The sequence below is a fragment of the Trinickia diaoshuihuensis genome, assembly GCF_003390925.1.
Classification (GTDB): domain Bacteria; phylum Pseudomonadota; class Gammaproteobacteria; order Burkholderiales; family Burkholderiaceae; genus Trinickia; species Trinickia diaoshuihuensis.
This window is the reverse complement of record NZ_QUBS01000033.1, coordinates 71427-90041: the sequence shown is the minus strand read 5'-3', so window position 1 is coordinate 90041 and position 18615 is coordinate 71427. Positions and strand designations below refer to the sequence as shown.

The 18615-nt window shown below is 63.6% G+C and carries 17 protein-coding genes; 6 read left to right on the top strand and 11 right to left on the bottom strand.

The genetic code is table 11. From position 1 onward, the window contains the following. Positions 1-2: 2 nt before the first annotated feature. Genes DXT59_RS09570 through DXT59_RS09550 form a run of 5 tightly spaced genes read right to left on the bottom strand, consistent with a single transcriptional unit; the run spans position 3 to position 5071 of the window. Positions 3-1316, bottom strand: a complete 1314-nt coding sequence (locus DXT59_RS09570) for a THUMP domain-containing class I SAM-dependent RNA methyltransferase (RefSeq protein WP_116136670.1) — start codon at positions 1314-1316, stop codon at positions 3-5. A 57-nt stretch (positions 1317-1373) separates the two neighbouring features. Further along, on the bottom strand, positions 1374-2075 hold the full coding sequence (locus DXT59_RS09565; RefSeq protein ID WP_116136669.1) for a PqiC family protein: 702 nt from the start codon (positions 2073-2075) through the stop codon (positions 1374-1376). Next, positions 2072-3730, bottom strand: coding sequence for a PqiB family protein (locus DXT59_RS09560; protein ID WP_116136668.1), 1659 nt, complete (start codon positions 3728-3730; stop codon positions 2072-2074). Before DXT59_RS09560 ends, DXT59_RS09565 begins: the two co-directional genes overlap by 4 nt. Continuing rightward, a complete protein-coding gene (locus tag DXT59_RS09555) occupies positions 3723-4400 on the bottom strand; it encodes a paraquat-inducible protein A (RefSeq protein ID WP_116136667.1) in 678 nt (225 codons plus the stop codon). Before DXT59_RS09555 ends, DXT59_RS09560 begins: the two co-directional genes overlap by 8 nt. After that, complete coding sequence (locus DXT59_RS09550) at positions 4397-5071, bottom strand: paraquat-inducible protein A (protein ID WP_116136666.1); 675 nt, start codon at positions 5069-5071, stop codon at positions 4397-4399. Before DXT59_RS09550 ends, DXT59_RS09555 begins: the two co-directional genes overlap by 4 nt. Before the next feature lie 255 nt (positions 5072-5326). Between DXT59_RS09550 and DXT59_RS09545 the strand changes: the two genes are divergently transcribed. The 4 genes from DXT59_RS09545 to DXT59_RS09530 all read left to right on the top strand — a co-directional run bounded on the left by DXT59_RS09545 (position 5327) and on the right by DXT59_RS09530 (position 8661). Continuing rightward, a complete protein-coding gene (locus tag DXT59_RS09545) occupies positions 5327-5932 on the top strand; it encodes a cytochrome b (protein ID WP_116136777.1) in 606 nt (201 codons plus the stop codon). 25 nt (positions 5933-5957) lie between these two features. Beyond that, positions 5958-6524 carry a YceI family protein gene (locus DXT59_RS09540; RefSeq protein ID WP_116136776.1) on the top strand — a complete coding sequence of 189 codons (567 nt, stop codon included), beginning with the start codon at positions 5958-5960 and terminating at the stop codon, positions 6522-6524. A 10-nt stretch (positions 6525-6534) separates the two neighbouring features. Further along, positions 6535-7119: a YceI family protein gene (locus DXT59_RS09535; protein WP_116136665.1), complete on the top strand. Its 585-nt coding sequence runs from the start codon at positions 6535-6537 to the stop codon at positions 7117-7119. Between the two features lie 264 nt (positions 7120-7383). Next, complete coding sequence (locus tag DXT59_RS09530) at positions 7384-8661, top strand: MFS transporter (RefSeq protein WP_116136664.1); 1278 nt, start codon at positions 7384-7386, stop codon at positions 8659-8661. A gap of 74 nt (positions 8662-8735) precedes the next feature. Here DXT59_RS09530 and DXT59_RS09525 read toward each other — a convergent pair whose 3' ends face one another. Both DXT59_RS09525 and DXT59_RS09520 read right to left on the bottom strand, forming a co-directional pair. Further along, positions 8736-10874 carry a TonB-dependent copper receptor gene (locus DXT59_RS09525; protein ID WP_116136663.1) on the bottom strand — a complete coding sequence of 713 codons (2139 nt, stop codon included), beginning with the start codon at positions 10872-10874 and terminating at the stop codon, positions 8736-8738. Between the two features lie 79 nt (positions 10875-10953). Continuing rightward, on the bottom strand, positions 10954-11322 hold the full coding sequence (locus tag DXT59_RS09520) for a DUF2946 domain-containing protein (RefSeq protein ID WP_116136662.1): 369 nt from the start codon (positions 11320-11322) through the stop codon (positions 10954-10956). Positions 11323-11847: 525 nt separating this feature from the next. On the opposite strand from DXT59_RS09520, the gene DXT59_RS09515 reads away from it, so the two are divergent. Continuing rightward, a complete protein-coding gene (locus DXT59_RS09515; RefSeq protein WP_240324456.1) occupies positions 11848-12345 on the top strand; it encodes a phage late control D family protein in 498 nt (165 codons plus the stop codon). A 257-nt stretch (positions 12346-12602) separates the two neighbouring features. Further along, on the top strand, positions 12603-13580 hold the full coding sequence (locus tag DXT59_RS09510) for a glycosyl hydrolase (protein ID WP_338065160.1): 978 nt from the start codon (positions 12603-12605) through the stop codon (positions 13578-13580). A gap of 149 nt (positions 13581-13729) precedes the next feature. Here DXT59_RS09510 and secF read toward each other — a convergent pair whose 3' ends face one another. The 4 genes from secF to tgt all read right to left on the bottom strand — a co-directional run bounded on the left by secF (position 13730) and on the right by tgt (position 18554). Then, the gene (gene secF, locus DXT59_RS09505) at positions 13730-14680 is read right to left on the bottom strand and encodes a protein translocase subunit SecF (RefSeq protein ID WP_116136661.1); all 951 of its coding nucleotides are present in this window, start codon (positions 14678-14680) and stop codon (positions 13730-13732) included. Positions 14681-14709: 29 nt separating this feature from the next. Then, entirely contained in the window at positions 14710-16749 is a 2040-nt protein-coding gene (gene secD / locus DXT59_RS09500; RefSeq protein ID WP_116136660.1) for a protein translocase subunit SecD, read from the bottom strand. A 122-nt stretch (positions 16750-16871) separates the two neighbouring features. Continuing rightward, positions 16872-17201: a preprotein translocase subunit YajC gene (yajC, locus tag DXT59_RS09495; protein WP_116136774.1), complete on the bottom strand. Its 330-nt coding sequence runs from the start codon at positions 17199-17201 to the stop codon at positions 16872-16874. 168 nt (positions 17202-17369) lie between these two features. Continuing rightward, a complete protein-coding gene (gene tgt / locus DXT59_RS09490; RefSeq protein ID WP_116136659.1) occupies positions 17370-18554 on the bottom strand; it encodes a tRNA guanosine(34) transglycosylase Tgt in 1185 nt (394 codons plus the stop codon). Between the last annotated feature and the right edge of the window lie 61 nt (positions 18555-18615).

Below are 18615 nucleotides of genomic sequence, written 5' to 3'. Positions count from 1 at the left end.
ATCTAGCCTTGCGGCTCTTGCGAGCCCGGCCGAGCCTTGACGCTGCCCGCGACCAGATCGAAACGGAACAACCGGCATTCGAGCGCGCCGTTGAACAGCGGCGTTTTCGTCGATTCGCGCAAGCGCATTTGACCGGGCAGCGAACGATCGGCTGTCAGGACGAAGGCGCGCCAGCCGGTGAAGCGTTGCTTGAGCGCGTCGCCGAAGGCGCGGAAGAACTCACCGTCGGCGGCATCGGGCTGAGCGCGGCTGAACGCCTGCTCGCCGTCGTCGCGGCTCGCATGGCGCGGTTCGCGCACCTCGCCGCGCGGGCCTCGGCCGCGCACGGCGATCCGTTCGCCGTAAGGCGGGTTGGCCACGAGGATGCCGGGCTCGCCCGTGGGCGGGACGATCGCGCGGGCGTCGAGTTGCTTGAGCCAAAGCGAGGGAACACCCGCGCGGGCGAGATTCGTGCGTGCCTTATCAAGCATGTCGCCCGAAATATCGCTGCCGAAAATCGGCAAATCGGCCTTGTTCGCGCCGGCTCGACGCTTGGCGTCGAGCGCCGCGACTTTCATCGTCTGCCAGGCCGAGACGTCGTACTGCTTGAGCTTCTCGAAACCGAAACGGCGTTCGACGCCGGGCGCGACGCCGAGCGCGATCTGAGCCGCTTCCGCGATGAAGGTGCCGCTGCCGCACATCGGATCGTAGAGCGGCGCGCCGGGCGTCCATCCGGTCAGCCGCAAAATGCCCGCCGCCAGGTTCTCGCGCAGCGGCGCGGCGCCTTTGTCGAGCCGCCAGCCGCGCTTGAACAGCGGCTCGCCCGACGTATCGAGGTAGAGCGTGCAGACCGTTGCCGTGAGAAACGCGAAGACGCGAACGTCGGGCTGTGCCGTATCGATACTCGGGCGGGCGCCGCTCACGCTGCGCAGCCGGTCGCACACCGCGTCCTTGACGCGCAGCGTGGCGAACTCGAGGCTGCGCAGCGGCGATTTGATCGCCGTCAAGTCCACGCGCAGCGTCTCGTTCGCCGAAAACCAGCGTTCCCACGGTTGCTCGGCCGCCAGCGCGTAAATGTCCTGCTCGCCGCGATAGGCGCGCTCCGCAATCTTCAAAAGGACCCGGCTCGCGATGCGCGAGTGCAGGTTCGCCGCCATGGCGGCGGTCCAGCCGCCGCGGAAATGCACGCCGCCGGGCACTTGGGCGCCGACTTCGAAGGGTGGCGTGCCTGCCGCGCCGGGCAGGCCTTGCGCGATTTCCGCGAGCTCGGCGGCGAGCACGGCTTCGAGGCCGCGCGGGCAGGGGGCAAAGAAATCAAACGGCGTGGGCGAGGACATGGACGAAAACCGAGCGTGCAAAGGCGTCATTGTACGCGGCCGACGCGCCCGAACCCGTCACGGCGTGCCGTGGCTCGCCTCGGCGTTCGCGCTGCCGGTCGAACAATCGAGCGCACCCGGTGCGGGAGTGCGGGAACCGGCCGCGAGCGCGCGTACGACCGGCGCGATCGCATCGGTCAGTTCGTCGAGCGCGCGCCGATGGCCGGCGACGAGCGCGTCGTAGCCCGTGCCCACGGTTTCGCGCAGCACCGTATGGCAGGTGACGACGGTTTGCGTGCGCAGCGCGCGTACGCTCCAAACGGAATCGAGCATGGTATGCGAGTCGGGCCACGACTCGAATCGGCTTACGTTCACCGACACGCGCAAGACGGGCACGTTCTCGGGATGCGGCGAGCCGAAGACGTCGAACGTGCCGAGCTTTGCCGCGAGGTCGGCCGACAGCGCGCGACGTATTTCGTCGGCCGGTAGCGACGCCCAGCGTTCTTGTTCGAGGACATTCACGCGGGTCGCGCTCTCGTTGACGACGAATTGGTTGCGTGCGACTTGCGAGGGGACGTCCACCGCCGGCACCTCGATCAAAAAGGCGGGGGTGGCGGCCGCGCGCTGCGCCTGGCTGCCGCCGCCAAGCGTATAGAAGCGGTTGGACGGAGACGAGGCGCAGCCGGCGACGAGCGCCGCGCCGACCAACGCCACGCAGGCGGCGCGGGCGGCGATCGATGCGAGCGGGCGGACGCGGGGGGCGAATGGATCGCGCTTCATGGTTGGGTCTGGTCCTTGGCTTTGCCGCGCAGCAGCGATTCGGGGTGACGCTCGAGATAATCGGCGAGCGCATTGAGCGTTTGCAGCGTTTGCGTGAGTTGAGTCAGTGCCTGATGCATGTCCGATTGCAGCGGCGAGTCTTGCTGCAGCGTGGACTGCGCTGCGCCGAACGTGCGTTGCGCGGCCGCCAGCGTTTCGCGCGCTTGCGGCGCCAACTGCGTGTCGAGTTGCTTGAACAAGCCGTTCGCGCTTTGCAGCGTTCCGTTCAAATTCTTGCTGATTTGGTCGAACGGGATCTGATCGAGCTTTCTCGCGATGTCGGCCACCTGGACCTGCAACTCCTCGAGCGTGTTGGGAACCGTCGGCAATTGGAGCGGGGTGCGCTCGACGTCGAACGTGACCGGTGCTGCTTTCGGGAACATGTCGAGCGCGACGTAAAGCTGGTTCGTCAGCAAGTTGCCCGTGCGCAACTGACCGCGCAGCCCATGTTTGACGAGCGTGCTCAGCAACTGTTTGCCGGCCGTCTCGCCGCCGTGCTCGATCGATTCGCGGAAGCGGCTGCCGAGCCGGTCGGGGTATAGGTTCATCGTGACCGGCATCGTGAAGTCGCGCGCCTTGGGGTCGTACTTGATGCCGATGCCCGTGACCTCGCCTAGCTCGATGCCGCGGAAATCGACGGTCGCGCCGACCGACAAACCGCGCAGCGACTGGTTGAAGTTCATGACGACGGTGAGCGGCGGACCGTCGGGCGCGCGCATCGCGTCGCTTTCCGTCGCGGCCAAGTTGAACACGGTATTGTCGGGCGCCTCGGCTCCCACGGGTTCGCCGTGCGGCGATTGGAACGCGATTCCGCCGACGATGACGGTGGCGAGCGACTGCGTATTGAGCTTCAGCCCGCTCGAATCGAGGCGCAGATCGACGCCGCTCGCATGCCACCAGCGCGAATTGACGCCGACGTACTGATCGTAGGGGGCGTCGACGAATACATCGATCGATACACCAGTGCCGTCGCGGTCGAGCGAGAAGCCGACGACCTGGCCCACCTGCACGCGCCGGTAGTAGACGGGCGAGCCGATGTCGAGCGAGCCGAGCAAGGCGCCATGCAGCGAGAAGCGGCGCCCCTTTTGATCGCCCGTGACGGCCGGCGGCTTTTCGAGGCCGACGAAGTCGGACTGCGATTCATGCGACCGGCCGGCATCGACGCCGATGTACGAGCCGGAGAGCAGGGTGCCGAGCCCCGTCACGCCGCTCGTGCCGATGCGCGGCCGCACGATCCAAAAGCGCGTGTCCTCGACGGCGAAATCCTCGGCTTCCTTCGTCAGTTGGACCGAGACGAGGACGCGCGAGTGATCGCGCGAAAGCCGGATGGTTTTGACCGAGCCGATGTCGACGTCTTTGTATTTGACCTTCGTTTTGCCGGGCTCGAGACCCTCGGCCGTCGAGAAGCTGATCGTGATCGTGGGGCCGCGGTCGATTACGGATTTGGCGACGAGGGCGATCCCGACGAGCGCCGCGACGAGCGGCACGAGCCAGACGAGCGAGGGCAGCCAGCCCGAGCGCGGTACGGCGACGGGCTCGGGCAAGTCGGGCGGCAACTCGGGTCCCTGCGGGGGGCCGCCGTTCGTGGAGGGAGGCTGTCCTTGCGGGCTAGTCATGTTCGTGTCCGGAAGCTTGTGGAGTTTGGGCATCCGCGCAATCCCAGATGAGGCGCGGATCGAATTGAAGGGCGGCCATCATCGTCAGAACGACGACGCTCGCGAAGGCAAGCGCGCCCCAGCCCGCCGTGATGACGGCCAGCGACTTGAAGCGCACGAGCGCGACCGTCAATGTGACGACGAACACGTCGAGCATCGACCAGCGGCCGATGCGCTCGACGATGCGATAGAGCTTCGTGCGTTCGAGCGGACGCCAGTCGGAGCGCCGCTGCGTCGTCCAGGCGAGCAGGGCGAGCACGCTCAACTTGAGCATCGGCACGAGGATGCTGGCAACAAAGACGATGACGGCGAGCGGCCAATCGCCCGATACCCAAAAGTAGACGACGCCGCTCATGATCGTGTCGTCCTCGTTGCCGAACAGCGATTGCGTATGCAGCACGGGCAGCAGGTTGGCCGGGATGTAGAGAATCGCGGCGGCGATCAACAGCGCCCAGGTGCGGGAGATGCTGTCCGGGTTGCGCAGATGAAGCACCGAGCCGCACCGTTCGCAGCGCTGAGGCGCCGGCGGCCGCGCCCCTTCATCGACGCGCGCGGCGGCGGCACGTGCTTGCACGTGGCCACAGGCGTGACACCCGACCATGCCCGCGCGGGCGGCGCTCAGGTATTTCATCGGGCGTGCGTCCCGCTCGAAGCCGGCGCCGCCGGGTGCCGGGTACGTGCGCCGCGCGCTTGCCGGGCGAGGATCGTGTCGGCGATATCCCATAGGGCGCGCGGATCGAACATGACGACGACCGCGAGCATCAGCGTGAGCGCCCCGAATGCGAAGAGCGCCGCCTCGGGAATGACGCGCGCCAGGCTCGTCATCTTGATGATCGTGACGAGGATGCCGAGCATGAGCACCTCGATCATGCCCCACGGCCGGACGAACTGGATCGCCCTCAACACGTAATTGAAGCCCACCGGTACGACGCCGGCACGAATCGGCACGAGGACATAAACCAGGGCGGTCAGTTCGATCAGCGGAAACAGGAACGTCGAACAGAATACGGCGATGGCGACGAGTTCCATCCCTTCGTTCCACAGCGCGACGAGGGCGCCGATCAGCGTCGTTTGCGACGTAACGCCGTTCAGATCGAGTTCGACGATCGGAAAGGCTTGCGCGATCAGGAACGTAAACAGCGCCGCGAGCGTCAGTGCGGTGATGCGCTCTAATTGAACGGCGCTCGGATGATGTAAAACCGCGCCGCAACGCGGACAACGCGCGCTGCCTTTCCCGCAATTACGCGGTTTTTGCAACAGTGCGTCGCAGTCGTGACATGCAATAAGTTCGTTTCGGTTCATAAGCGTTGCACTTTCACTTCACTGACCGCGATATCCAGACGATGGGCAAAACGATGGCCGGCGCCCCGAAACCCGCGCCCATCTTACCAAATGGGATGCCATTCGCTTATGTGCAAAATAGGTTTCGCGGCGAATGGGGGGGCGGCGCCCGCGATGGGTGAGGGCAACTTTCGCGCCACCGGGCGCCGGTACGGGTTGCCGCAAGAATCGGCGGCTTGCGGTAGCATGGCGACGATTCAATTTCGTGGCACGGCGATGAGACAGCGCGATTCGATTTCTTTCTCCGACGAGACTTATACGTCCACGGCAATCGGCCTGCATTGGCTGATTGCCGCATTGATGATCGCCGGTTTCTCGCTCGGCTGGGTAATGACGAGCATTCACGGGTTCACGCCTGCCAAACTGCGCTATGTCTCTTGGCATAAGTGGATCGGCGTGACCGTATTCGCGCTTGCCGCATTGCGCATCGTTTGGCGCGCCACGCACCGCGCGCCGCCGTTGCCGGCCCGCATGGCGGCCTGGCAGCGCGGCGCGGCGCACCTCGTGCACGTGCTGCTGTACGTATTGATGATCGCCATTCCGGTGACGGGATACCTGTTTAGCTCGGCGTCGAACGTGCCGGTGGTGTACTTGGGCATCGTGCCGTTGCCGCGCCTGATCGCGCCCGACCCGGCGCTCAAGGGCCTGTTTAAAACGGCGCACCTCGTTTTGAATTGGAGCTTGGCCGCGCTGGTGCTGGCGCATGTCGGCGCGGCGCTCAAGCATCAATGGATCGATCGAGACGGATTGCTGGCTCGGATGATTCCTTGGTTGAAACCGAACGGCACTCGACTCGATTTCAGGCGATTGCAAGAGAAGTGAAAGACGCTCACCGATAAGGATGAAAATGAAAGCTTCGTTTTACCGTTATATGCTCGCGGCGTTTACGGCCGCGTCGATGGCCGCGTCGGGCATCGTCTTCGCGCAGGTCGATATCGCGAAAAGCACCGTCACCGCTACCTCCAAGCAAATGAACGTGCCCGTCGAGGGCAAGTTCAAGAAGTTCGATGCCAAGGTCAGTTTCGATCCCTCCAAGCCGGCGGCGGGCAGCGCGCAGCTAACGGTCGACGTCGGCAGCTACGACCTCGGCGACGACAGCTACAACGAACAAGTGCGCGGCAAGGAATGGTTCGATGCCAAGACCTTCCCGAAGGCCACGTTCGTTTCGTCGGCGATCGCGCCGGCCGGCGCGGGCAAGTACACGGTCACCGGCACGCTCACGATCAAGGGCAAATCGCAAACCGTATCGTTTCCGATGACGGTCGGACAGCAAGGCGCCGCGCAAACGTTCGACGGCGCGTTGCCGATCAGCCGCTTGAAATTCGACGTCGGCACGGGCGAATGGAAGGATACGTCCACCGTTGCCGACGAAGTCACGATCAAGTTTCACATCGTCGTACCGAAAAAGTCCTAAGGAGAACCCAATGAACATTCGCACTCTCATCGCTGCCGCGGTTGCGGCCGCATCGATCGGCTCGCTCACGTCCGCCGTGGCCGCGACCACCTATCAGCTCGATCCGAGCCACACCTACCCGAGCTTCGCCGCCGATCACTTCGGCGGCTTGTCGGTGTGGCGCGGCAAGTTCACGAAGACGACGGGCACGGTGACGCTCGATCGTGAAAACAAGACGGGCAGCGTGGACGTAACGATCGATGCCGCATCGATCGATACCGGCAACGACAAGCTGAACGAGCACCTGCAAACCCCGGCGTTCTTCGATATCACCAAGTATCCGCAAGCCGTCTACAAGGGTACGCAGATCAAGTTCGACGGCGACAAGCCCGTCGAAGTGATCGGCACGTTGACGCTGCACGGCGTGACCAAGCCGGTCAACCTGAAGATCGAATCGTTCAAATGCATGATGCACCCGATGCTCAAGCGCGAAGTATGCGGCGTCGAAGCGCGCGCCGACTTCCAGCGCGACGAGTTCGGTCTCGATTTCGGCAAGCAGTACGGCTTCAACATGGATACGAAGCTCGAGATCCAAGCCGAAGGCGTGAAGCAGTAAGCATAAACGTCTGGGCGGGGGTCTCCTCGTCACCAGGCTTAGCCGCATCGAACGTAAAACCGCCCGTAAGCCTTGCGCTTCGGGCGGTTTTTCGTCTCTCTGTCGAATGCGCGCGTTGCATGTGGCAATCTGGCGGGCGATACTGGGCGCGAGCCGCCCCCCGGTCGATTCGGTTGCGCGCGCATCTAGTCAAACAAATGGCGCCCGCGACGAACGGGGGCTCGCGTCGAGGAATCCCCTCGCGTACCACGACAGGAGACGGGCATGAGTGAAACGTTGGCGGCAGCATCGATGAATTCCCGCGGGCAGGTTTGGCGCGCGGTCTTGGCGACCTCGATCGGCAACGCGCTCGAGTGGTTCGACTTGGTGGTCTACGGCTTTTTCGCGGTCGTGATCGCCAAGCTCTTCTTTCCTGCCGGCAACGATGCCGTTTCGCTGCTGCTGACGCTCGGCACGTTCGGCGTCTCGTTCTTCATGCGCCCGCTCGGCGCGATCGTGATCGGCGCCTATGCCGATGGTGCCGGCCGCAAGGCTGCGCTGACGCTTTCGATCTTATTGATGATGATCGGCACGGCCATCATCGTCGTCTTGCCCACCTACGAGACGATCGGCGTCGCCGCGCCGTTGATTCTCGTCTTGGCGCGGCTGATGCAGGGTTTTTCGGCGGGCGGCGAGTTCGGCAGCGCCACGGCGTTTCTCGCCGAGCACGTGCCGCACCGGCGTGGCTTTTTCGCCAGTTGGCAGGTGGCGAGCCAGGGACTCACGACCGTGCTCGCGGCCGTCTTCGGTAGCGTGCTCACGGGTCTGCTCACACCCGATCAATTAACCTCGTGGGGCTGGCGCGTGCCTTTTGCGTTCGGTTTGCTCCTCGGTCCGATTGCCTATTACATTCGTTCGAACGTCGATGAGACACCCGAATTCTTGGCGGCCGGACCCGCTCAATCGCCGCTGCGCGATACGTTCGCCGGTCATAAGGCGCGGCTGCTGATCGCGATCGGGATCGTCGTGCTCGGCACGGTGGCGACCTATCTGGTGCTGTTCATGCCTACTTACGGCGTCAAGCAGTTGGGGCTGCCGGCCACCGTGTCGTTTTCCGCCGTCGTGCTGACCGGATTGATTCAAATGATCGGCTCGCCGATCGTCGGCCATCTCTCCGACAAGATCGGGCGCACGGGCATCATGCTCGCCTCGGCGACGTTGATGCTGTTGCTGATTTATCCGGCGTTCGCTTGGCTCGTCGCCTCGCCTAACGCCAGTACGTTGATCGTGGTGCAAGTGGCGATGGGTATTTTGGTCACCGGGTATTTCGCGGCGCTGCCCGGCTTGCTCTCCGAGATTTTCCCCGTATCGACGCGCACGACGGGGATGTCGCTCGCTTACAACATTGCCGTCACGATCTTCGGCGGCTTTGGGCCGTTCATCATCGCGTGGCTCATTCGCGAGACGGGGCAAAAGGTCGCCCCGAGCTTTTACCTGATCTTCGCCGCGCTCGTGAGTCTCATCGCCTTATTCGCTGCGCGCAGATCGCTCGGATTCCGGTGATTCGCGGGACTGCGCAGGTGCGGTCCAAGGGGGGCCGTGCCGCGCTGGCCCCCGGCCCCTGCGCGTGCCGGCGCTTAGAGCTTCACCCTCATCCGCACCCAGACGGTGCGGCCCGGTTCGACGATGGGCGTGCTCGCCGAATAGCCGAAGCCCGCGTTGCCCGCGAGGTTCAGGTGCTCGGTGTACGCCTTGTCGAGCAGGTTATCGACGCCGGCGGCCAGTTGCAGCGATCGGTTAATGTCATATTGCGCGTGCAGCGACAAGACACCGAAACCGGCGCTCGGACCGAAGTCCTTGCCGACCACGTTGCCTTCACCCGCCGCATAGCGGTGCTGCGGCGCGACGACGCGCCACAGACCGCCGGCCGACCACGCGCCGCGCGCGTACTCGAGCCCCACGCGCGCTTCGAGCGGCGGGATTTGCGGCAACGGATCGCCGCTCGAAGCGTTGCGGCCCCAGGCATAGGCGATCGAGGTTTCGATGCGCAGCGGGGCAAGCGGGCGCCACGTCATCCCGGCTTCGCCGCCCATGATTTGAGCGTTGACGTTGGTGGCTTGCGTCGTTTCGCCCATCATCCCGGCCGCGTAGTTGAACAGGATGAAATCGCTGACATAGCCCGCATAGGCCGAGGCCCACAGGTCGAGCTTGTCGCTCTTATATTGAGCGCCGATATCCAATTGGGTCGTTTTTTCGGGCTCGACGGCGGAAAACGCGTTGACGGCACCCGTTGGCCCGCGATCGGCCGAGAACAATTCCCAATAGTCCGGGTAACGTTCCGCATGGCCGATGCCGGCGTACCAACTCAGCGGCAACGCAGCCAGATCGCGCTCGTAACGCACGAAGCCGCTGGGTAGCACGCGCGAGCGATCGTCGTCGAACGTCGGGTTCGGGCTGCTCACCATGCCGCTCGTCGTCGCTCGCTTGTCGCGCGCGCTCGCGTAATCCACGCGCGCCCCGCCGATCACACGGGCGGCATTGCTCGCGTACCACGTCAACTCGCCGAATGCCCCCGCGTTCCACATCGTTGCCTGAGGATTCCAGGGCAGATCGGCGTAATTCATCATGCCCATGGCCGAGCGTGAATCGAGCCGGTTCGATTGCGCATCGATGCCGCCGACGAACTTCAAGTCGTTGCCGAAAAGCAGAGTCGCCGCGGCGCGGGCACCGAGCGTGCGGCGACGCACTTCCGAGGCCATCGGCATCGGCATGCTGCTGGCCGGATCGGGCGCGCGTAACGTGAAGTTATCCATCACGTGATCGGCTTCGTTGTAATAGACGCGCGCCTCGATTCGATCGAGCACGTTTCCGATATGCCGTTTATCGAACGATAGGCCGAAGGTTTCGCGCCGGAAATGCACGCCGTCCATACCGCGCCCCGCGTAGCGCGCGTAGCCGTCGCCGGTGCCCGCTGTCAGTTCGAGGCGCGTGTTGGCATCGGGCGTGACGCCGAGTGCCGCGTCGGTATTCCACTTGTCCCACTGCGACGGCACCGTGCGGCCGTTACCGTCTCGGTAGTCCTGCTCGTGCGCATGATTGGCGGTGACGCGGCCGTACAGTTGCGGCGTCCCGGCGGCGAGATCGACGTTCTGATCGTTACGGCCGAACGACCCGCCCACCACGCTGCCGTCGAAGCGCACCCCCGGTTGCTCGAAGCGAGGCGTGATGCGCTTGAAGAGTACCGTCCCCGCCGACGCCCCCGGGCCGTACAGCACCGTTTGCGGCCCCTTCACGACGGTGACCTCGTCGTAGCTTTCAGGCGCGATGTAAGAGGTCGGCGCATCCATGCGATTCGGGCATGCGCCGAGCGTTGGTATGCCCCCCGCGAGGATATTGAGCCGCGATCCGAACATGCCGCGCAGCACGGGGTCGCCGTTCGTGCCGCCGCTGCGGATCGACGTAAAGCCGGGGATGGTTTTTAGATAATCGGCGCCGTCGCTGGCCGGCAACGGCTGGCGTGGCGTCTTCGGATCGGTGACGACGACGAGCGGGGTCGAGATCGGGGAGGCGACGACTTCGATCGGCGGCAACGTCAAGGCCAGATCGGGCGATGTGCCCGGCGTGGCGCTTGCGGGCGCCGGTTCGGCTTTCGCCGGTGCGATCGCAGCCGCCACCATGCCGACGGCAAACGCCGGGACGCCATATTTGACGAGGAGCCGGCGGCGATCGCGCCGCTTCGATGTTTTATGTTGTGTGCGCAACGAGTTGGAATTCATATCTTGGGCCCGAGAAACGCCCTCCGCGCGACCGGGGGCGCACGGATGGCAGAGAAATTCAAAAAGGAAGAACGACGCTTCAGGCGTTTCGGGGCGGAGCGCGCGCGTAGGCGCGCCGATAGCGTTCGACGCTCCCGACGGTATGGGCAGGCTTGACGGGCGGCGCCGGGACCGGCGAAGACAGTGCGCGGACCGCGACGCTTGCGGTGCCGATGACGGGACTGTGGGCGAAGAACGCGCAATACCCGCACGCATCGAGATGTAGCGTGTGATGCGCGGGTTCGGGCATCGGCGCGGACTGCGCGCCGTGCGCCGTACCGCAGACGGCCGCGGGCGGCGATGCGCTATCCGATGCGACTCGACACTGCGACGCCAACGGCCCGACGATCGCTAGCCAGATCGCCAGCAGGCCGAGCCATGCAGTGAGTGTGCGATGTCGGGAGGGCATCCTTCGTGCCGGGTCTGGGGCAATGTAAGTCGGCGACGAATATTACAGAAGATTGCGGCTTGCTGGTGCGCCATGATGTCGCTCCGCTGCCGTTTTGCGCATGATCGTCCGGGATGCGTGATGCCTGCCTAATGGAGAATTCGCTTGTTTTGGGTATTTCACAAAAATGAATATTTGATCGATTTAATGCGGGTGCGCGTAATTTAAGGATTTTCTGATGTTAACGCGAATTTGGTCGTTTTCGCGGAGTTGTTGGTTAAGATCCGGTGCTTTGCGAAAACGCGTCAAATTCGTGCAGGGAGAAGTCGGGATGAGCTTCAATGCGTTGTTCGAGGCTGCGTACGCGCGTGGGACCCAACGCGATCGCTTGATTCGACTCGACACGCCGCTTGGCGAGGATTGGCTCCTGCCGATTTATGTGAAAGGCATATCTCGATTAGGACGGGATTACGAGTTTGTGATTGAAGCTGCCTCGATCAAAGGCCGGGAAATCGATTTGCGGGCGTTGAGGGCGACTGGAATTTCGTGCATCGGAGCCTGGAGGAAGCGGGCGTCTTCGGCCGCTTCGAGCAGGCCGAGGACGGCAAGTCGCATACGCTCGTGCTGATCGATGACCTGTACTTCGTGCCTGAGTTAGAGCAAAAGAGAGTGCGCTTTCATCGCACGGGGCTGAGCGAGGAAGCGAATGGCTTCCCGCAGTGGAAAGAACATCAGCAGATTCAAAGCGCCAAGCTGACAACACGCACGTTCGACTACAAGCGGCCGGATCTCAAAAAGGAAGTGCGCAGCGCGATCAGCCCGCGGAAAGATATTCCGGCCCAAGGCGAGGTGTACGACTACACAGGCGCCTACACGTGGGACGCGCGCGAACGCGGCGAGCATCAGAGCGCGGTGCGAGTCGAAGCTTGGGAGTCGCAGATGAAGCGGTTTCACGCGATCGGCGGCTTGCGATCGGCTAGACCGGGCTATTGGTTCACGTTGACCGGCCATCCGATACACGAGTCTGTTAGCGAAGTGACATGAAAAAATCAAAACGATGGAAATTGCTATTGACTGGCGCCGCCTTGCTGAGCGCCTTCACGTATGGACGCTATAGCATGACGGCACACTGGGAAACGATTACGACCTCTTTCCTAAAGAGCGACAAGCCTTATGGGGGAGGTGCATTTCGCATTCATGGAGAGCAAGTCATAAGCCTCAAGCTGGCAGGGCAGCCAATTACTTTCAAGCCGGCCAGCGAATCCAAGGATCCCGATGTCGCGGAGCCTACGGAAGAATGGATGAACGATTCTTCGGAGCGCCTCAAGCGAATGTCGGTGGCCTTTCTGCGCGGTACCCTCGAAACGGGATTAACCCGCACTTTCCAGCATCGCGGCCAAGACGCCGCCTGGTGGTATTCGAGCGACTGGCGCACCGTCTATATCAGTACCGCCTGGATGGACTACAAGGCGCCGAAGCTACCGAACGGATTTCTGCCGCAAATCACGAAACTATGGCGTTCCAGCGACGGCGGCCAGACGTGGACTCCGTTGACTTGGCCGGAAGATCACGACATCGAGCAACTACTGTTTCTCGATCCGCAACGCGGATACGCCATCGGTTGGGGACCTCATGTTTGGCGCACGGCCGACGGCGGGCACTCATGGCGGGAGATTGAAGCGCCCGCGCTGGCTGTCATCGCCGGCAAGCCCCGCAAAACATTCGACGGCGTCAATCTAGGCCCGGACGGCGTTTTGCGCGTTGCCTGCTACGTCGACCAATCCGCCGCGATCAAGGCATCGAGCCTCGTCTACCGCCTGGCGTGGGACCAATCGACCTTCGAGCAAGACGTCGTGCTGCCGAATCAAACGGTCGTCGATCTGCAATCGTCGCCGGCAACAGCCCAAGGCTATTCGCTGTACGCATTATCGAAGTTGGGCCTGCCCCGCAACATCGACGATCCGAAGGACAACGGCCGTCGCACGGGGGCGCTTTCGGTATGGGGAGACGCTCAGCGAAGCGCCGTGCAGCAGGTGCGCACCTTCGACGAGCGCTTGATGCTCGACGGGCTGAGCGTGGGTAAGCAAGGCGTACTGCTGGTCTATGCGACCGATGCCTCCGGCGGTGGCGCCCCTGTGGACTTGACCTTCCTCACGAAGGACTTCGGGAAATCGTGGCACGACCTTGACGACAGTTCTGCTCAAGGCGGCTACTTCGATCCCGATACGAACACCCAATACGCGCTGTTTGCCTATACGCTGAAGAAACGGCGGCTCTAGGAAACCGTCGCGTTCCATTGTCGACTCCGTCGCCCCGGCTCGCGCGCAAGCGCGTACGGGACCGCAAACAAAAACGGCGCGCAGCGGATCGAACCGCATGCGCGCCGTTTGCTTGCGCCAACGCGTGGCGCGAGCCCGGAAAACGCCGCTTAGACTTGCGCCCCCGCGTTCGGATCGCTCGGATCGTGACGCGGCTTCTTGTCCTTGAGCAAGTCTTCACGCTTCACGCCGAGCCACATCGCGAGCGCCGCCGCGACGAACACCGACGAATAGATACCGAAGCAGATGCCGATCGTCAGCGCGAGCGCGAAGTAGTGCAGGGTCGGGCCGCCGAAGATGAACATCGACAGCACCATCATCTGCGTGCAGCCGTGCGTGATGATCGTGCGCGACATCGTGCTCGTGATCGCGTGGTTGATGACTTCCATGACGGACATTCTGCGTTCGCGGCGGAACGTCTCGCGAATCCGGTCGAAGATCACGACCGATTCGTTGACCGAGTAGCCGAGCACGGCCAACACGGCGGCGAGCACCGACAACGAAAACTCCCATTGGAAGAATGCGAAAAAGCCGAGGATGATCACGACGTCGTGCAAGTTCGCGATGATGCCGGCCACCGCATACTTCCATTCGAACCGGAACGACAGATAGATGACGATGCCCGCGACCACGCAAGCCAGCGCGAGCAGGCCGTTCGTGGCCAATTCCTTGCCCACCTGCGGGCCGACGAATTCGACGCGTTGCAACTGCGCCGCGGCGTCTTGCGTCTTCAGTCCCGTCATCACTTGCTCGCTTTGCTGCGACGACGTGAGGCCGTGCTTCAGCGGCAGGCGGATCATCACGTCGCGCGAGGTGCCGAACGTTTGCACCTGCGCATCGCCGTAACCGAGCGTATCGAGCGTCTTGCGCAACGGATCGAGTTGCACGGCCTGCGGATACTGCACTTCGATGACGGTGCCGCCCGTGAATTCCACCGACAGATGCAGGCCGCGATGGATCAAGAAAAACACCGCCGCGAAGAACGTCAAGAACGAAATCGCGTTGAACAGCAACGCGCGTTGCATGAACGGGATGTCTTTGCGGATACGGAAAAATTCCATGGTCTGGTCTCCGGGTTCTCGCGAACCGGTTAGCGGGGGGCGCCCGGTTTGCGCGCGGCGGCGCCGTCACGCCCGCGATTGCGCAGGACCGGCTTCGGACCGCCTTGTCCGCCCTTGGCCTTCGGTTGCGCGGCGATGGCCTTGGCGGCGCGCATCGTATCCGTGCTGTCGTCGGCGTCGTTGCTCACTTGCGGATACGCCACGCCTTCCGCGCCGGCAGGGCGCCACACTTGGCCGATCGCGAGCGACTTGAGCTTCTTCTTGCCGCCATACCACGCATTGACGAGGCCGCGCGAGAAGAACACCGCCGAGAACATCGACGTCAAGATACCGATACAGTGGACGATCGCGAAACCGCGTACGGGGCCCGAGCCGAATGCGAGCAGCGCGAGACCGGCGATCAGCGTGGTCACGTTCGAGTCGAGAATCGTGGCCCACGCATGCGCATAGCCGTTCTGAATCGCGAGTTGCGGCGGCGCGCCGTTGCGCAACTCCTCGCGCACGCGCTCGTTGATCAGCACGTTCGAGTCGATCGCCATCCCGAGCGCCAGCGCGATAGCGGCGATGCCCGGCAGCGTCAGCGTGGCCTGCATCATCGACAGCACGGCGATCAGCAGCAGCAGGTTGACCGACAAGCCGATGACCGAAACCATGCCGAACAGCAAGTAGTAGGCGACCATGAACACGGCGATCGCGGCGAAGCCGTAGATGACCGAATCGAAGCCCTTCTTGATGTTGTCGGCGCCGAGGCTCGGGCCGATCGTGCGCTCTTCGATGATGTCCATCGGCGCGGCGAGCGAACCGGCGCGCAGCAGCAGCGCGAGGTCGGAGGCCGCTTGCGGCGTGGGCTGGCCCGTGATCTGGAAGCGGTCGCCGAGTTCCGATTGGATCGTCGCGACCGTGAGCACCTGGCCCTTGCCCTTTTCGAACAGCACCATCGCCATCGGCTTGCCGATGTTGTCGCGCGACACGCTCGCGACGGCGCGGCCCGCGGCCGAGTTCAAGCGGATGTTGACGGAGGGGCGCTGGTGTTCGTCGAAGCCGGCCGAAGCATCGATGATGCTGTCGCCCGTGAAAATCACTTGCTTGCGCAGCAGCACGGGCGCTTGCGCGCCTTCGGTGAAGAGTTCGTCGCCGGGGGGCACGGCTTCGCCCGGTGCCGGATGCGTGTTGACCGGATCGGCCAAGCGCGCCTCGAGCGTGGCGGTGCGGCCGATGATTTCCTTGGCCTTCGCGGTGTCTTGCACGCCCGGCAGCTCGACGACGATGCGATCGGCGCCTTGCTGCTGGATCACGGGCTCGGTCACGCCGAGTTCGTTCACGCGGTTATGCAGCGTCTGGATGTTTTGCTTGACGGCCGCTTCCTCGACCGCGTTCAACTGCGCGGGCGCGAACGCGCCGACCACCTGCACGCCGCCCGTGGTCGTCGTGCGCGTGGTCCATTGCAGTTCGGTGACGTTGCGCGTCAGTTGCGTGCGCGCGTTGTCGGCCGTGGCTTGATCGGCGAAGTCGATGACGACCGATTGACCGACGCGGTTGACGCCGCCTTCGCGGATACCGTTGTCGCGCAAGAACGTGCGGGCGTCGGACGCGTCGGAGTCGAGCCGCTTGTTCAGCGCGCCCGCCATATCGATCTGCATCAGGAAGTGAACGCCGCCGCGCAAGTCGAGGCCGAGGTACATCGGCAACGCGTGCAAGCTCGTGAGCCAGTGCGGCGACGCGCTTTGCAGATTCAGTGCGACGACGTATTGCGGGTCGTTCGGATCGGGATTGAACGTCTTTTGCAGCAGATCCTTGACGTGCAACTGCGTATCCGTGTCCTTCAGGCGGACGCGGATGTTCGGGTTGGCCGAGGCGCTATCGAACGTGATTTCGTCAGGCTTGATCTGATTCGCCGCGAGCGCGGATTCGACTTGCGCGAGCGTGGCGCTGTCGAGCTTGACCGTTGCCTTGCCGCTGAGGACCTGCACGGCCGGCGCTTCGCCGAAAAAGTTGGGCAATGTGTACAGAAGGCCGATGGCGAGCGCCACAGCCATCACGACATATTTCCAAAGGGGGTAGCGATTCATGGGGGAGCCGAACGGGTGGGTTGGCGTGGGGCGGCGCTAATCGTCTGCCGGACGGCCGCCGGGGCGTGACGCGCTGGGCGCGCCGCGCCGCCTTCGGCCGGGCACGGCATGCGCTTGCCGCGTCAGAGCGATTTGATCGTGCCTTTCGGAAGGATCGTCGTCACGGCGCCCTTTTGCACGGTGATTTCCGTGCCTTCGGCGATTTCGATGCCGACGTAGGCTTCGCCGACTTTCGTGATCTTGCCGACCACGCCGCCGTTGGTCACGACTTCGTCGCCCTTGGCCATCGCTGCGAGCATGTTGCGATGCTCCTTTTGACGCTTCATCTGCGGACGAATCATGATGAAATACAGCACCGCGAACATGAGGATGAGCGGCAAAAAGCTCATCAGATTCGACTCGGCGCCGCCGCCGGCTGCGCCTTGCGCGAATGCGTTGGAAATCAGCGACACGTTGGTTTCTCCGTAAATGACGATCTGAACGATCGAAGGCGATCGAAAAATAGCCGCGTATTTTACCACCGGCGCATGGCGCGCCGGCTGGGTGGTTTCCTCACCCGCCGGCGCACGCCCATCGCCGCCAGCGCGGGCGCGGCAAGGCCCGCGGCGGCGCGGTGCGCGCTAGTCGATGCCGCGCGCGCGCTCGTCTCGAAAACGCAGGCGAAATGCCTCGAACGTCCCCGTTTCGATCGCTTCGCGAATCTCGCTCATGAGTTCCAGGTAGTAATGCAAGTTATGGATCGTATTGAGCTGGGCGCCGAGAATTTCCCCGACGCGATGCAAATGATGCAAATAGCCGCGCGTGAAATTGCGGCAGGTATAGCAGCCACAGGTTTCGTCGAGCGGGCGCAGCGAGTTCTTATGCGTCGCGTTGCGGATCTTGATGTCGCCGAAGCGCGTGAAAAGCCAGCCGTTGCGCGCATTGCGCGTGGGCATCACGCAGTCGAACATGTCGATGCCCGCCGCCACGCCGGCCACGAGATCCTCGGGCGTGCCGACGCCCATGAGGTAATGCGGTTTATCCGCGGGCAGCTTCGGGCCGACGTGCTCGAGCACGCGCATCATGTCTTCCTTGGGCTCGCCCACCGACAGTCCGCCTACCGCCAGACCGTGGAAGTCGAGTTCGGACAGCCCGGCGAGCGATTCGTCGCGCAAATCCTCGAACATACCGCCCTGGACGATGCCGAACAGCGCATTCGGGTTGCCGAGGCGGTCGAATTCGGCGATCGAGCGCTTGGCCCAACGCAGCGACATGCGCATCGAGGCGGCGGCCTCCTCGCGCGTCGTCGGTACGCCGTTGGTCGCGTAGGGCGTGCACTCGTCGAATTGCATGACGATGTCCGAGTTCAGCACCTTTTGAATCTGCATCGACACTTCGGGCGAGAGAAAGAGCTTGTCGCCGTTCACGGGCGAGGCGAACGTCACGCCGTCTTCCGTGATCTTGCGCAGATCGCCGAGCGAGAAGACTTGGAAGCCGCCCGAATCGGTCAGAATCGGCCGGCGCCAGCCCATGAAGCCGTGCAGCCCGCCGTGGGCCGCGACCGTTTCCAAGCCGGGGCGCAGCCAAAGGTGGAACGTATTGCCCAGGATGATCTGAGCGTGGATTTCCTCGAGTTCGCGCGGGGCGATCGCTTTGACGGTGCCGTAGGTGCCGACCGGCATGAAGATCGGCGTTTCCACGACGCCGTGGTTGAGCGTCAGGCGGCCGCGGCGCGCGAGGCCGTCGGTCTTCAGCAGTTCGAACTTGAGCCCGGGCAGCGCGGGGGCGGGGGACGGCGAGTGTGCGTGGGTATGACCTGCGGTCATCGATAAGCTCCAAATGCCACCGGACTGCTCTGCATGAGACCAGAGTAGCCGCTAAAGCGCC

Coding starts and splice junctions, on each gene's coding strand:
- DXT59_RS09560 (WP_116136668.1), bottom strand. CDS start 3,730: ATGACTAGCCCGCAAGGACAGCCTCCCTCCACGAACGGCGGCCCCCCG.
- tgt (WP_116136659.1), bottom strand. CDS start 18,554: ATGACCGCAGGTCATACCCACGCACACTCGCCGTCCCCCGCCCCCGCG.
- secD (WP_116136660.1), bottom strand. CDS start 16,749: ATGAATCGCTACCCCCTTTGGAAATATGTCGTGATGGCTGTGGCGCTC.
- DXT59_RS09570 (WP_116136670.1), bottom strand. CDS start 1,316: ATGTCCTCGCCCACGCCGTTTGATTTCTTTGCCCCCTGCCCGCGCGGC.
- DXT59_RS09530 (WP_116136664.1), top strand. CDS start 7,384: ATGAGTGAAACGTTGGCGGCAGCATCGATGAATTCCCGCGGGCAGGTT.
- DXT59_RS09540 (WP_116136776.1), top strand. CDS start 5,958: ATGAAAGCTTCGTTTTACCGTTATATGCTCGCGGCGTTTACGGCCGCG.
- DXT59_RS09565 (WP_116136669.1), bottom strand. CDS start 2,075: ATGAAGCGCGATCCATTCGCCCCCCGCGTCCGCCCGCTCGCATCGATC.
- DXT59_RS09535 (WP_116136665.1), top strand. CDS start 6,535: ATGAACATTCGCACTCTCATCGCTGCCGCGGTTGCGGCCGCATCGATC.
- secF (WP_116136661.1), bottom strand. CDS start 14,680: ATGGAATTTTTCCGTATCCGCAAAGACATCCCGTTCATGCAACGCGCG.
- DXT59_RS09525 (WP_116136663.1), bottom strand. CDS start 10,874: ATGAATTCCAACTCGTTGCGCACACAACATAAAACATCGAAGCGGCGC.
- DXT59_RS09510 (WP_338065160.1), top strand. CDS start 12,603: ATGAACGATTCTTCGGAGCGCCTCAAGCGAATGTCGGTGGCCTTTCTG.
- DXT59_RS09520 (WP_116136662.1), bottom strand. CDS start 11,322: ATGCCCTCCCGACATCGCACACTCACTGCATGGCTCGGCCTGCTGGCG.
- DXT59_RS09550 (WP_116136666.1), bottom strand. CDS start 5,071: ATGAACCGAAACGAACTTATTGCATGTCACGACTGCGACGCACTGTTG.
- DXT59_RS09555 (WP_116136667.1), bottom strand. CDS start 4,400: ATGAAATACCTGAGCGCCGCCCGCGCGGGCATGGTCGGGTGTCACGCC.
- DXT59_RS09545 (WP_116136777.1), top strand. CDS start 5,327: ATGAGACAGCGCGATTCGATTTCTTTCTCCGACGAGACTTATACGTCC.